Source organism: Terrihabitans soli, from assembly GCF_014191545.1.
Lineage (GTDB): Bacteria > Pseudomonadota > Alphaproteobacteria > Rhizobiales > Methylopilaceae > Flaviflagellibacter > Flaviflagellibacter soli.
The window spans coordinates 2,621,487-2,636,024 of sequence record NZ_AP023361.1; the positions used below are offsets into that span (position 1 = coordinate 2,621,487).

General features: G+C 62.8%; 11 protein-coding genes. All 11 read right to left on the reverse strand.

Annotated features, from left to right (window positions below; translation table 11 throughout):
• Nucleotide 1: 1 nt before the first annotated feature.
• A complete protein-coding gene (locus IZ6_RS13645; RefSeq protein WP_222875591.1) occupies nucleotides 2-595 on the reverse strand; it encodes a GIY-YIG nuclease family protein in 594 nt (197 codons plus the stop codon).
• Between the two features lie 75 nt (nucleotides 596-670).
• On the reverse strand, nucleotides 671-1,345 hold the full coding sequence (locus IZ6_RS13650) for a phosphorylase family protein (protein WP_222875592.1): 675 nt from the start codon (nucleotides 1,343-1,345) through the stop codon (nucleotides 671-673).
• A gap of 4 nt (nucleotides 1,346-1,349) precedes the next feature.
• Nucleotides 1,350-3,395: a squalene--hopene cyclase gene (gene shc, locus IZ6_RS13655; protein ID WP_222875593.1), complete on the reverse strand. Its 2,046-nt coding sequence runs from the start codon at nucleotides 3,393-3,395 to the stop codon at nucleotides 1,350-1,352.
• On the reverse strand, nucleotides 3,337-4,611 hold the full coding sequence (hpnE, locus tag IZ6_RS13660) for a hydroxysqualene dehydroxylase HpnE (protein WP_222875594.1): 1,275 nt from the start codon (nucleotides 4,609-4,611) through the stop codon (nucleotides 3,337-3,339). Before hpnE ends, shc begins: the two co-directional genes overlap by 59 nt.
• Nucleotide 4,612: 1 nt before the next feature.
• On the reverse strand, nucleotides 4,613-5,455 hold the full coding sequence (gene hpnD / locus IZ6_RS13665) for a presqualene diphosphate synthase HpnD (protein ID WP_222875595.1): 843 nt from the start codon (nucleotides 5,453-5,455) through the stop codon (nucleotides 4,613-4,615).
• Nucleotides 5,452-6,336 (reverse strand): squalene synthase HpnC, encoded by an 885-nt coding sequence (gene hpnC, locus IZ6_RS13670; protein ID WP_222875596.1) that lies wholly within the window; start codon nucleotides 6,334-6,336, stop codon nucleotides 5,452-5,454. The genes hpnD and hpnC overlap by 4 nt, the downstream gene beginning before the upstream one ends.
• Nucleotides 6,333-7,505 carry a glycosyltransferase gene (locus IZ6_RS13675; RefSeq protein ID WP_338054671.1) on the reverse strand — a complete coding sequence of 391 codons (1,173 nt, stop codon included), beginning with the start codon at nucleotides 7,503-7,505 and terminating at the stop codon, nucleotides 6,333-6,335. Before IZ6_RS13675 ends, hpnC begins: the two co-directional genes overlap by 4 nt.
• Before the next feature lie 54 nt (nucleotides 7,506-7,559).
• Nucleotides 7,560-9,476 (reverse strand): 1-deoxy-D-xylulose-5-phosphate synthase, encoded by a 1,917-nt coding sequence (gene dxs / locus IZ6_RS13680; RefSeq protein ID WP_222875597.1) that lies wholly within the window; start codon nucleotides 9,474-9,476, stop codon nucleotides 7,560-7,562.
• A 329-nt stretch (nucleotides 9,477-9,805) separates the two neighbouring features.
• Nucleotides 9,806-11,110, reverse strand: coding sequence for an oligosaccharide flippase family protein (locus tag IZ6_RS13685; protein WP_222875598.1), 1,305 nt, complete (start codon nucleotides 11,108-11,110; stop codon nucleotides 9,806-9,808).
• Between the two features lie 7 nt (nucleotides 11,111-11,117).
• A complete protein-coding gene (locus tag IZ6_RS13690; RefSeq protein ID WP_222875599.1) occupies nucleotides 11,118-12,272 on the reverse strand; it encodes a GNAT family N-acetyltransferase in 1,155 nt (384 codons plus the stop codon).
• Nucleotides 12,273-12,449: 177 nt separating this feature from the next.
• The gene (locus IZ6_RS13695; protein WP_222875600.1) at nucleotides 12,450-14,471 is read right to left on the reverse strand and encodes a putative bifunctional diguanylate cyclase/phosphodiesterase; all 2,022 of its coding nucleotides are present in this window, start codon (nucleotides 14,469-14,471) and stop codon (nucleotides 12,450-12,452) included.
• Between the last annotated feature and the right edge of the window lie 67 nt (nucleotides 14,472-14,538).

The following is a 14,538-nucleotide window of genomic DNA, read 5'->3' on the forward strand; positions in this document are numbered from 1 at the left end:
TTTATTTGGCGAAATCGTATTTGGCGCGGTTGCGGGCCCGGAAGACCTTGTCGCAGCGACCGGCGCCGATCGCGTCCGCCAGCGCCCTGTGGGCGCGGGTGAAGGTCGTCTTGAGGAGGTCGGTTGCTTCCTCGGCGCCCTCGCCGATCTCTTCAGCGGTGGCGCGAAACGCTTTCAGCCGCCGCCGCGCCATGTCCTCTATCCGGCCCGCATCGTCGACATTGGCCGAATAGAGCAGCGCCCAGTCCGCCGCCCCGCCATAGGATTGAAACAGCAATTTGCTGTCCCGCTGATCGGGATCGGTCGAAAAGCCGATGCGGATCAGCTCTTTGGACAGCGAGCCTGCGATGTAGACGAGACCGGCCGTCGAAAATCGCTTCTGATCGGCAAGCTTTGAGATATCGCACTGCACGCAATGTCCATGCAGCGTGCGGAGACGGTGTCCACGCATGCAAGCCGCTGCCAATACAATGGATTTGCCTGCCGCTTTGGCGTGCTCGCCACGTTCGAGTTGCGATTCCCCTCGCCCGTCGTAGACGTCGTTGGGCGTCAGCCGCTGCGATCGCAAGAACGCGTTCTCTTTCGACGTCAGCATTGCAGTGCCGCCGAGTTCGACCTGAGAGTGTCCTCAGTATTGTTTGGATGCGCGTTTTCGTAAAGCCCGCTTCGCTCACGCCTTGGCGAAGGCGGCTTTCAGCACTTTGCCGGCCCGCCCGAGAACGCCGAAGGCGGTGTGCGAGGTACGGGCAAGCTTCAGAAGATCAAGGATCTGTTCGGGCTCGCGGCTGAGGCTGCGGAAGACGCCTTTGTAGGAGATCGAGCCGTCCTCGTTCAGCGCTTCATTGACGAGCGGCGGCAGGCTATCCGAGGCCGGATCGCAGACGACGCGCACCGCGCCGAACGGCAGCTCATGCGCGTCCGCGTAGTCGGAGGCGATATGCGATTCCATATCGACGACGGCCGCGCCCGTCTGGGCGCGGGCCGCGCTTTTTGATCGGGGATCGACGAGCGCGATTTCGGCGCCGGCAACGGTCGCACGGAGCAGCTTTACACGGGCGACTTCCGACAGCGCCCGGATCAGGGCATCGGCCAGCGAGCGGTCGGTCATCCGGCGGAAATCGGGAGAGATGATCGCATCGGCCACGACGACATGGCCGGTCTCGAGCGCGGGGTTGAGGCCACCGGCAATGCCGAAGCTGATGACGGCGGTGATGCCCCTCGGGTCCTGACGCGCCAGGAGCGTCCGCAGACGCTCCGGCGAGCCGCCGCTGCAGACCGTCACAACGCCGGGTCCGGCCGCGAGCTTTGCTTCGCGGGCGACGCCGGTAACGACCAGCACGGGCATGCCGTTACATGCCGAACTGGGTGGCCGGGCTGTTGCCCTGTTTCAGATTGCGGTAGCGCGCCATAGCCCACAGCGGAAAGAATTTCGCATAGCCGTGATAGCGCAGATAGAAGACGCGCGGGAAGCCGCCGCCTGTGAAGAACTCTTCCGGCCACAGGCCGTCTTCGTCCCGCTGGGTCTCTGCCAGCCACGCAACGCCCCGGGCCACAGCCGGATGGTCGTTCTCGCCGGCCGCCTGGAGAGCCAGGATCGCCCAGGCCGTCTGGGACGCGACCGACGGCGCGGGCTCATAGCCCTTATAGTCCAGCTTATAGCTGTCGCAGTCCTCGCCCCAGCCGCCGTCCGGGTTCTGTATGGACACAAGCCAGTCAACGCCGCGGCGCATGACCGGCGCGTCATGCTGCACGCCCGCGGCGTTCAGAGCGCACATCGACGACCAGGTGCCGTAGACATAGTTGACGCCCCAGCGGCCGAACCAGGAACCGTCATTCTCCTGCTCGGCGATCAGATAATCGACGCCGCGCTTCAGAACCTCGCTCGTCTCGATCGTCTCACCGAGCTGGGCAAGCATCGACACGCAGCGCGCCGAGACATCCGAGGTCGGCGGATCGAGCAGCGCGCCGTGATCGGCGAAGGGAATGTGGTTGAGGTAGTAATATTTGTTGTCGGCGTCGAAAGCGCCCCAGCCGCCGTCATCGGACTGCAGACCGTGAATCCATTCGCGCGCGCGCTCGATGCCGGCATCGTAATCGGTGCCCGCAACGCGGCCCTTCACGCGGTCCATGCCCATGACGACGACAGCGGTGTCGTCGACATCCGGGTAATGCGGGTTCGCATACTGGAACGCCCAGCCGCCCGGACGCACATCCGGACGCGCCGCCGCCCAATCGCCCTTCACGTCCAAAATCTGATGCGGCTTCAGCCAGTCGAGCGCGACATGCGCCGCCTTCTCCGCTTCCGGGCTTCCGGCTTCGAGCAGCGCATGGCTGACGAGCGAGGTATCCCAGATCGGCGAGAGACAGGGCTGGCAGTAAGCTTCGTGATCTTTGACGACGAGCAGCTTCTCGATGGATTTGCGTGCAATGACGACGCGTGGATCGTCCGCCGGAACGCCGAGCACATCGTACATTTCCAGCGCATTGACCATGGCCGGGAAGATGGCGCCGAGGCCGTCTTCGCCGTTCAGACGCTCATCGACAAACGCGACGGCCTTTGCGATCGCGCGCTCCTGCGGCCCTTTCGGGAAATAGGGCACGACGAACTTCAGCACCTTGTCGAGCGAGATGAAGAACTTCTTCCAGTACCATTTCTGGTGCGCGCCGCCGAAGGACCACGTCTTCATCTCGAAAGGCGGTTCGACGAAGAGTTCGGCGATGCCGATCTTCTTGGCGTTTTTTGCCAGCGGCTTTTTTAGCATCAGCACGAAAAGCGGCACCATGACGGTGCGCGCCCAGTACGACACCTTGTCGAGATGGAATGGAAACCATTTCGGCAGGAGCATGATTTCGACCGGCATGGTCGGGACTGCGGCCCACGGCACCTGGCCGTACAGCGCGAGAAGAATGCGGGTGAAGACGTTGCTCTTGGCCGCGCCGCCGTAAGCGAGGATCGCCTCGCGGGCGCGTTCCATATGAGGCGCGTTGATGTCGTCACCGATCATCTTCAGCGCGAAATAGGCCTTCACGCTGGCGGAAATATCGAAGGCGCCGTTGTGGAAGAGCGGCCAGCCGCCATGCGCGCCCTGGATGCGGCGAAGATAAATCGCGATCTTGCGCTCGAGTTCGGCCGCGACCGGCTCGCCGCGGTAATGGCGCATCAGCACATATTCGGACGGGATCGTCGCATCGGCTTCGAGCTCGAAGCAGAAATGACCGTCAGGCTTGCGGTACGACAGCACGCCGTCCGTCGCAGACGCGATGCGGCGATCGAGCTCGTCGAGCGGGATACCGGACAGATTGCGGAGGGGCGTCGCGTCGTTCAATGCGGCCACCTCACGCGGCCGCGCCGGACGTCGCCTGCGCTGTTTCGAGAACGGCGCGCGCCGCGGCATTGCCGGAACGCACGGCGCCTTCCATGCAGGCCGGCAGGCCCGTCGCGGTCCAGTCGCCGGCGAGGAAGAGATTGCCGAACTGGGTTTTCGGACCCGGGCGCTTCTTCGCTTCGCTCGGAATGGCGGCGAAGGTCGCGCGGCGTTCGCGGTTGATCTGCCACGGCGGCAGTTCTTCCGGCAGGCCCGTGATCTTCGAGACTTCCGCCCAGACCTTGCGGGCAAGATCTTCGCGGTCGTGATGCATCCATTCGTCGGCAGCCGAGATCGTCACCGACATATGGTCCTCATAGGAGAAGAGCCATTCGGTGATCGAGTTGACGACGCCTAGATACATCGGATGGCCGGCGGGCGGCGCAATCTTGAAATGGACGTTGACGATCGCCTTGAACTTTTCCGGCGTAATCAGACCCGGCACATAGGATCGGGCAACAACCGGCGGGGCGGCGAGAATGACGATATCGTCCGGACCGACGACAATCTTCTCGTCGCCGAAATCCAGCGCCGCAGCGCGCTGGCCGTCGTAATCGACGCCGCGCAGCGTGCGTCCATACGAGAAGCTCGCGCCGCGCGCCGTCAGATATTTGATGGCCGGATCGATATAGGCCGAGGACATGCCCTGATGGGCGATGATCGGTTTGCAGGCGGCGCCGCCGCCGCCAAAAGTTTCCTTGAACAGCGTGATCGCCATCTGCGCATCGGCTTCCGCCGGCTCGACATTCAGCGCAGCCAGCATCACCGGACGCCACAGACGCTCATAGAGCGAGGTCTTGGTGTTCATCACCTCGCCGACGAGCTTCGACTGGTTGATGGCGCGCAGAAGCCCAAGCGGCGCAAGATAATCGGTGGGCTTCGAACCCGGCACGCGGCGCTTGGTGTCGAGAATCCACCACGGCACGCGGCTCGAATTCGGACGCAGCGTCCAGCGCTCGCCGGAAGCGAGATCGGCGAAGGGAATTTCCGCCTCGCACTGGGTCATCTCTTTAAGCCCGTCGATCTTCTTCAGATAGCGGACGGCGGCCCAATTGCCGGACAGGAGAAGATGCGAGCCGTTGTCGACGGTGATGTTCAAAACCGTGTCGACGAAGGAGCGGCAGCGGCCGCCCGCCGCTTTCGCGGCTTCATAGAAGCGGATGTCCTTGTAGCCGGCGTCCGTGAGATCCACCGCCGCGGACAGACCGCCGAGACCCGCACCGACAATATGAACCGTGCCTGCCATCTCAAAAGACTCCGTATCTCAGATAGGCGCCGACAAGACCGATCTTGTTCACGCGCACCCGCTTGCGCGGCGCCGCCCAGCCCTGCGCCATCAGGCGCTTCAGAACGCTGTGATAGGCCGCGCCCATCAGGCGGGGCGCCTTGACCGCATCGCGGGGGGCATCCGCCATGATTTCGTCGGCCTCGCCGAAATGCGCTTCCGCCCGCGCCGCGACGATGCGGCAGACGGCGTCGAGCGCCGGATCGGCAAGAACGGCGGCCGGATCGGAAAGATCGGCCGCAACCTTTGCTTTCTCCAATTCTTCCCTCGGAAGATAAAGGCGTCCTATCGCCGCGTCTTCATCAAGGTCGCGCAAGATATTGGTCAATTGAAGGGCGCGGCCAAGATGATGAGACAGGGCATCGCCCGTCGCCGAATCGAGGCCGAATACCCTGGATGACAGGCGGCCGACTGCGCAGGCCACTCTATCTACATACAAATCAAGGGTTTTCCAGTCCGGAGCGATCACAGGCTGGCCGACATCCATTTCCATGCCGTCGATGACCGCATGAAAATCCTCGCGCCTAAGACCATATTCCTTGGTGGGACCGAGCAGGAAGCCCGCCTGCCCCGCAGGGGCCGCGCGGAACAGGGCGTTGATATCGGCCCGCCACTGGTTCAGCCCGGCCCGCTTTTCCTCCTCAGTGCCGCCCTCATCGGCGATATCGTCGACTTCCCGGCAGAAGCGGTAGATCGCGTACATCGCGTCCCGCTTCTCCTGAGGGAGGATTTTCATGGCGATATAGAAAGAGGAGCCCGAGGCCTTGGCCTCGTGGGTCGCTACAGTCTCTTCAGCCGCGCTCATCGCGCCTCTCCCCAGATCGAGCCGGCCCTGGCCGAGCGGAACAGCCGTACAAGCAGCGTGCCAGCGGCCGAGGCCAGGGCGGTCGCTGCAAAACCGGCCTTCGAGAAGTGCACTTTTTCGCTTAACGGATCGCGTACTTTCAGGCCCGCCGTCAGGGTGACGGCCAGGCGGTGAATCGCCGAGATTTCGAGCGCCAGGCGCGTATCGGAAATCGCCACGATCAAAGATTTTCCTTCGTTCAGAAGCTCTTCGCAGCGGACGGCCAGTTCGCGGATGACTGCCAGAAGCTCGGGCGTTGCCTTATCGCCGCCGAGGTCCTCATAGCGCGCACCGTGTTTCCGCATGATGTCATCGGGCAGATAGACGCGATCGAGGGTCTTAAAGTCCTTACCGCAGTCCTGAAGATGGTTGATGATCTGCAAAGCGGCGCAAATCGCATCGGACGGCGGCCAGGTCGTTTTCGGGTCTTCGCCATGCACATCGAGCACGAAACGGCCGACGGGCATCGCCGACAGCGCGCAATAGGCCATCAGTTCCGAGAAATCCGCGTAACGGCTTTTCTTCGCATCGAGACGAAACGCATCGAGCAGATCGAGTGCATGACGCGGCGAGAGCTTTCGTTCCGCCAGCTGGACTTTCAGCGGTTCGGCCAAGGGATCGGACGGCCCCTCTCCGGTCAGCGAAGCCGCGAGCCCGTCGAGAAGTTCGATCTTCTTTTCGGGTGTCGTGTAGTTATTGTCGGCGACATCATCACCGGCGCGGACGAAATTATAGAAAACCAAGATCGGGGGACGGTTTTCCGCGCGGATCAGCTTGGACGCGACGGGGAAATTCTCGTCGGTATGGCCCTTGCCGGAGAGCGTATCGGTTGCGGTCGTCATGCGCCGCCTCCGGCCGCCGCCTGATAGCGGCCTTTCCAGGCGCCGCCGCGGCCGAGCCAATGCTGCACCGCGCTATCAATGGTAAAGCCGAGATAGAGCAGCGCGATGACGGGCAGAGCAACGCCCCACATGGGCGAGCGCTTGTAAAGACGAAGGATCGGCTGGAAGGACAGCGCCATCACCGCCCATACGGCTGCGCCGAGAAGCCCCGGCCAGCCCTCGGCAAACAGCGCAAGATAAGGCGGCGCGATATAGGTCAGCGCCATGCCGAGGACGGAGCCCAACAGTTTCAGCGGATTGTAATCGAGCTGCGAATAGGCCGAACGCGAGACCATGCGGCGGATATGGTTGAAATCGTCATAGGGCCGGATGCTCTCGACGGCTTCGGTCAGGCCGAGGAAAACCGCACCCTGCGTCTTCAAAAGCGCACCCATGGCGCAATCGTCGATCAGCGCACCGCGGATCGCCGCAACGCCGCCGGCCTTCTGAAGCGCTTCGTATTTCACCAGCATGCAGCCGCCGGCCGCGGCCGCGACCTTGTTCGCCGGATTGTTCACCCAGGCGAAGGGGTAGAGCTTCTGGAAGAAGAAGACGAAAGCCGGAATGAGCAGCTTTTCCGACAAGGAATCGCAGCGCAGCTTGACCATCAGCGAGGTCAGTACGGTGTTCTTCGCCAGCGCCCCGCGCACGAGACGGCGCAGTGCATTTGGATCGCGATAGGCGATATCGGCATCGGTGAAGAGGATGTAATCGGGGGCGCCACGGGCTTCGACGGCGCGCACGCCCGTCGCCATGGCGTTCAGTTTTCCGGTCCAGCCCGAAGGCGGCTCGGTGCCGCGCAGAATGGTGAGACGATCCATCGCTGTAAGTTTGACGGCTTCGTTCATCGCCGCATCGCCGGTGCCGTCATTGGATTGATCGTCGACGAGCACGACGTCGAATTGCCCCGGATAGGACTGCGCGAGCAAGGAGCCCACGGCTTCCACGATGACATCGGCCTCGTTGCGCGCCGGAACGACGGCAATGACGCGCGGCCAGGATGACGGCTCGGGAAGATGATCGGGCGCAAAGCGCGTGTCGCGCTCCGCCGCGCGCCAGAAGGCGCCGCGCGCAACGATCAGATAAATCCAGATCGCCGCCGAGAGGACGGATATGGCTGCAGTCAGCACCCGGAACCTTCCCTGCGCTGTGCGTTACGCGCGCTCATGGAAGTCGTGCGGGCGTCAGGCCCGCCCTTTCGCGGCAGCCTGCTCGCTCTTCTGCAGGACTTCGAACACCTTCGAGACGATGCCTTTCGCGTCCATGCCGGCATTGCCGTACATGCGGTCGGGCTTATCGTGATCGGTGTATTCGTCCGGCAGAACCAGCGAGCGGATTTTCAGACCCTCATCGAACACGCCGTTGTCGGCGAGAAGATGATGAACCATGGAGCCGAAGCCGCCGACCGAGCCTTCTTCGATGGTGATGAGGACATCGTGCTCGCGGGCGAGCTTGAGGATCATCTCTTCATCGAGCGGTTTGGCAAAGCGCGCATCGGCAACGGTTGTCGACAGGCCCTTGGCTTCGAGTTCTTCGGCAGCCTTCAGAGCTTCCGCGAGACGCGTTCCGAAGGACAAGAGCGCGACCTGGTTGCCCTGGCGCATAATGCGGCCCTTGCCGATTTCAAGCGGAACGCCGTTCTGCGGCATCTCCACGCCGACGCCTTCGCCGCGCGGATAGCGGAACGCGATCGGACCGTCATTATAGGCAACGGCCGTCGCGACCATATGAACAAGCTCGGCCTCGTCGGCCGCCGCCATGACCACCATTTCCGGAAGACAGGCGAGATAGGCAACGTCGTAGGCACCGGCATGCGTCGCGCCGTCGGCACCGACATAACCGGCACGGTCGATGGCAAAGCGCACAGGCAGTTTCTGCAGCGCAACGTCATGGACGAGCTGGTCGTAGCCGCGCTGCAGGAAGGTCGAATAGATGGCGCAGAACGGCTTGTAGCCTTCGGTCGCAAGACCGGCGGCAAACGTCACCGCGTGCTGTTCGGCAATGCCGACGTCGAAGGTGCGGTCGGGGAAGCTCTTGGCAAAGATACCAACGCCCGTGCCGTCCGGCATGGCGGCGGTGATCGCGACGATCTTGTCGTCCTTCTCGGCTTCCTTGGCGAGGCTGTCGCCGAAGACCTTCGTATAGCTCGGGAAGTTCGCGGCGGCTTTCTTCTGCGCGCCGGTCACAGGGTCGAACTGAACGACGCCGTGATATTTGTCGTCGGATGCTTCGGCCGGGGCGTAGCCCTTGCCCTTCTGCGTAATGACATGGATGAGAACCGGACCATCGGCATTGTCGCGAACGTTCTGCAGCACCGGCAGAAGATGGTTCAGATCGTGACCGTCGATCGGGCCGACATAATACATGCCGAGTTCTTCGAAGAGCGTGCCGCCGCCGGCGAGGAAGCCGCGGGCATATTCTTCGGCCTGCGCGGCGCGATCGATGACGAACTGGGGAAGATTTTTCGACAGCTGCTTCGCCGTCTCGCGGATCGTCTGATAGGCCTTGCCGCTCATCAGGCGCGACAGATAGGCCGACATGGCGCCGACCGGCGGGGCGATCGACATTTCGTTGTCGTTCAGAATGACGATGAGCTTGGAGCGCAGCGCGCCGGCATTGTTCAGCGCTTCATAGGCCATGCCCGCCGACATCGAGCCGTCGCCGATGACGGCGATGACGTGATTGTCGCCACCGGCAAGATCGCGCGCGACCGCCATGCCGAGACCGGCCGAGATCGAGGTCGAGGAGTGAGCTGCGCCGAAGGGATCGTATTCACTCTCGGAGCGCTTGGTGAAGCCGGAAAGACCGCCGCCCTGGCGGAGCGTGCGGATGCGGTCTCGGCGGCCGCAGAGAATCTTGTGCGGATAGGTCTGATGGCCGACGTCCCAGATGATCCGGTCGGCCGGCGTGTTGAAGACGTAATGCAGAGCCGTCGTCAGCTCGATCACGCCGAGGCCCGCTCCCAGATGTCCGCCGGTGACCGAGACCGCATCGATCGTTTCCTGACGCAGTTCATCGGCAACCTGGCGAAGCTTGTCTTCGGGGAGCTTGCGAAGGTCTTCCGGCGTGCGGATCGTGTCGAGAAGCGGGGTCTCAGGCATGGTCAATCTTTCACAAGCAAGGGCCGGATTTCATAAGCAAAGGCCGGGCCCGGTTGGTAGCTGCCGTATGTTTCCGGGGTATTACCCTAGCGGAATAGGCAAAGTTTACGGCGTTTTTCAGAGGCACGTGGGCCTCCGGTAACACATGGACCGAACTCAACAGAGAGCAAGCACAAGCTCAAGTTGCTGAAATTTCAGGATTATCCATGGGTTGAGACAGACCGCCTGGGCGGCGTCCAACCCGGCGGAAACCGGGCTTTTTCCTATCTGCTGTCGCTAATTTAGGCAAGGCTGCAGGAAAGACCGGGAAATACCCTCCCCGGCTCAACTCAGGCCGGCTTCAGCCGGTTCCGGAGCTGGGCCGGCAGCGCCACCGATACGACCTTAAGGCCAAGGCTCCGGCGGACGGTGTAGATGACCGCCGCCGACCGCATTGCCAGCGCCAGAGCATTGCCCAGCGCCGCGCCGTAAACGCCGAGAAGCGGCACCAGGACCACCGTGAGCGCGATATTGGCCGCCAGCACCGAGGCGATGAGGGCAAGGCTCTGCTTCTGCTTGCCGGCAACGATCAGCGCCTCGCCCGCTTGGCCGGTCAGCGCGCGGGCCAGAAGTCCGAAGGACAGAATGGCCATGATCCAGACACCGCCGAGAAATTCCGAGCCGAAGGCATAAAGAAAGACCGGAGCGGCACCGAGCGTCGCGGCCAAGGCGATGACCGTGCACCAGAACGTGACACGCGTTGTCTCCAGAACGGTTTCCTGAAGGCGCGTCTTGTCGGTGTCTTCGAGCGCCAGGGCAAAGCCGCGGCCTGCGACCGTCCACATGGCGAAATAGACGAAGTTAGCGAGCGCCAGCGTGCGCGCCGCGGCAAAATAGATGCCGACATCTTCCGGGCTCATAAACGCCGAGAGAATGAGAACGTCGGAATAAGTCAGGATGTCGTCGAGGCCCGAGACAAGCAGCATGGGCGCCGACGCCTTCAACCACATGGCTTCGCGCGGCGTCACGCGACGCAACCGGAACGGCGTGCGGACGATGGATCTCAGGCGCCAGGCGATCACGGCGACCATCAAGAGCGCGATCGCGACGAGCGTCATCGTGATGATGAGGCCGATCACCTGCAACGTGATCGGGATTCCGGCGGCGATGCACAGGAGAGCGAGAACCGCGATCAGCAGCGGGCGCACGATGAAGACGGTGATGGATGTAAACCGGTTCCAGCCGAGGCTGCGGCAGACGCCGTCGAGATAATATTCGATCGCCAGAAACGGCAGGCCGAGCGCGATATAGAGTGCGATGACGCCCGGCGTCGTTTGCGATCCGAAATGAACGGCCAGCGCCGCCGCAATGAGCGCCATCAGGCTCGAGCCGAGAACGACCGCCCAAAGGCCAAAGCGCCAGTAACCGACGACATGCGCCTCGCGGCCGCGCGCCCGATAACGCGGCAGAAAGCGGATGGAGGACTCGGCAAATCCGAGAGCGCCGAAACTGCCGAGCGTGATCAGCCAGGTCCAGAGCGTGACGTAGTTACCGTAGCTCTCAAGATCCATGGCGCGCGCCAGCATGACCTGGAGCCCGAACATGAGCCCGGCGCTCGCGACCCGGATCGCAAAGGTGATGAGGGCGTCGAGCATCGCCGCGTCAGATAAGGAAAAGCATCGTGAGGATGCTCTGTGCACCGGTCATGACGCGCCGGATGCTGCTCGGCAGCGCATAATAGGCACGCTTGATGCCCGGCTTGACGTTCGGCAGCCAGGCCTCCGCGTAAAGCCGCCCCTTCCAGCTGAACGGTACGGCAAAGCTTTTGAGCGGCTCGGAGAAGCTGCTCAGGGCGCGTTTGGTATCGGTCGCATTCGCCAGCCAATCGTAGGAGCGCATGCCCTGATCGATCAGCCAACGGATCGTCATTTCGACCTGGATCTTGCCGGGCGACAGTTCGGCGAACGCGCTGTCGAAACTGCCGATATGGCCGTAATAGTGCCGGTTCTGCAGGAAGCCGATCTCGACGGCGACGACGTCGCCGCCGGCGCGCAGCACCGACATCACAGCACCGCTGAGATCTTCTTCGCTCCCGGAGAGCTTTGAAAAGAATTCCTCGGCGCCCGCCATCATGCCGATATTGAGGCGGCCGGTCGAGCGCAGCCAATCGCGCTTCATCTCGATGGCGCGGTGAACAAGCGGTTTGAATTCGGGATTATTCGGCCAGAGGATCTCGAAACTCAGTTCACCATGACGGGCAAGCGCCCGGCGGCGACGCTCGCGCCGGCGCCGCTGATCGCGGCCGAGGCTTGCGGCATAGGCTTCCGAGGACGGCCACGCCGTCAGATCGAGCACGAGGCTTTCATTGTCCTGGCCGGTCACGCTGCCCGGATGGATGCCGAGCTGGCGCGCCAGAGCTGCGCGTGCCGGCACCGCATCGAACGCGGCGACATCGGCGCGCGCCGACTGCAGCGCCTTGATGACAAAGCCCTCGAACTCGCGCTCGGACATGCGCGTCGGATCGAAAATGACATTGCTGTATTGCGTGTACGGATCGCCGAGCGTTGCGACATGGCGCAGGCCCGTGCGCGAACAGAGCATCAGCGGCCAGACGGCGACCATGTCGTCGCCGCGCCAGGCTGTCTGGATGAAGATTTCCCGGCCTGAGCCCGGTCCGGCAAAAGTCTCGACCCAGGCGCGGCACCAGTCATAGGTCTGGAAATAGGACAGCGGCGTTCCCGAGCGCTTTTCAAGCGCGCGCCAGCTATCGGCGACCGCTTCCATGCGGGGAAGCTGATCGACACTGCGCAGCACCATCGGGCCGGTTTGCACGCGGCTGAGTATGGGACGTCTCCCCGCTTGAAGTCCGCCGGACGTAAGACCCGGGACCTAAGACCTAAGGCGGAGGCTAGATGATTAAACTTGAAGAAGCTCTTGTCTCGCTTGGGCGAGACGGCCGGACGGTTAACGGATCCTAAAATCCGCCCTCTCGCCTCAGGCGATCCGCCGCTCTTCGACCGCCACGACGTCGGCGACGAAAGTCTCCGGCGCACCGAGGAGGAAACCCTGCACTTCATGACAGCCTTCGCTGCGCAGGATTTCAAGCTGCATGCCCGTCTCGACGCCTTCGGCCAGCACCTTGATGTCGAGGCTTTTTCCGAGCGCGAGAACGGCGCGGATGATGGCGCGCGCCTGCTGGCTGGTTTCGATCTCCTTCATAAAGGAGCTATCGAGCTTGATCTTATCGAAGGGGAAGGAACGCAGCGTATCGAGGGAAGAGTATCCCGTCCCGAAATCGTCGATCGCGACGGTGACGCCGAGCGCGCGAATGCGGCGCAGCGCATCGAGCGAACGGACCTTGTCGGCGATGATGGTCGATTCGGTGATCTCGATCTCGAGCCGGCGCGGCGGCAGCCCCGTCTCCAGAAGGATTTCGTGGATCGAGCGCGCAAGGTCCACATGCATCAGCTGCACCGGCGAGACATTCACAGCGATCTTGTGCGGCAGCGGCCAGGCCAAGGCCTCGCGCGCGGCTTCGCGCATCACCCATTCACCGATCGCAAGGATCGAGCCCGATTCTTCGGCGATGGGGATGAATTCGGACGGAGGGATATAGCCGCGTTCCGGATGCTTCCAGCGCAAGAGGACTTCATAGCCGCGCACTTCGCCGCTCTCGACGCTTTTCTGAACCTGGTATTTCAGTTCGAGCTCTTTGTGTTCGATGGCGCTGCGCAGATCCATCGCCAGCCCGCGGCGCTCGCGCGATTTTTCGTCCATCTGCGGCTCGTAGTAACAGACCGTGCGCGTGAGGTCGGCTTTGGCGCGGTACATCGCGAGATCGGCATTGCCGATCAGGCGTTCGGCATCGCGCCCGTCCTGCGGGTAGATCGCAATGCCAAGGCTGGCGCCGCAGGTGATTTCGAGATCCTCGATGGTCAGCGGCTTAAACAGAGCCTCTTCGAGACGCTGAATGAATTCGCGGAGATCATCGTCATTGCGGAAGCGCTTCAGCGCGGCAAATTCGTCACCGCCGATGCGCGCAACGAACTCGCCGCCGCGCGACAGATTGAGCAAACGCCGGCCAATCGTCTTCAAAGCCTCGTCGCCAGCCTCGTGCCCGCGCAGATCGTTGATCTCCTTGAATTTGTCGAGATCAATTCCAATCAGCGCCAGACTTCGCCCGCCCTGCTCGGCGCGCTGAAGTTCGAAGTGGAGATATTCGTTGAAACCCGTGCGGTTCGGCAGATCGGTCAGACTGTCGGTCATCGCGAGGTGCCGCAACGCGGCAATGTTCTCATGCGTGACCTCAGAGTCGATCAGATGGCTTGCAACACCTGTACCGACCACCATCAGCGCGACGCCCGCGACCGCAACAGCCATGGTTGCGAAGACCGTCGCATCGGCAATCGGCGCGCCGGTGACGAAAGGCGTCACGGAAACGGCGGTCATGCCGGTAAAGTGCAGGCTGACAATACCGCCCACGAAAGCGCCGAGGCCGATGAGCAGCGAATTCCGGGATGTGCCTCGAATGGTGGCGCCGACCGCCGCCGAAATGATCACCACCGAAAGCACGACGGAGGCCACGACATAGTTCATGTTCCAGGCGATGACGCCATCGACATGATAGGCGGCCATGCCGGTGTAATGCATCGCGGCGACCGACAGACCGGCGATGGCGCCGCCGATTTCCGGCGGCAAGCGATTGTAAAGGGCGAGCCAGAAGCCGGCGCCCATGCCGGCAATCGCGATCAAGAGCGATTGCATGGTCAGGATGGGCTCAAACGTCACCGGCGCGGTGGCGTCATAGGCCAGCATGGCGATGAAATGCGTACACCAGACGGAGGAGCCGGCGGCCACCGCCGCCAGAAACAGCCAGCCCGAGCGCTGAACGCCGTGCCGGTCTGTGGCGCGCAGAAGCAGACGCAGCGCCACCCAGCTGCCGGCCACACAGACAACAGCGGCCAAAAGAACGAGCCAGAGATTGTGCTGGCCGACGATACAGGAAAGAACGCGCATACTTCGCCCCGATTGGCGACACGGCGCCGAAACTGCGCAAGCTTTGGGCGACGGAAATTACATAAGC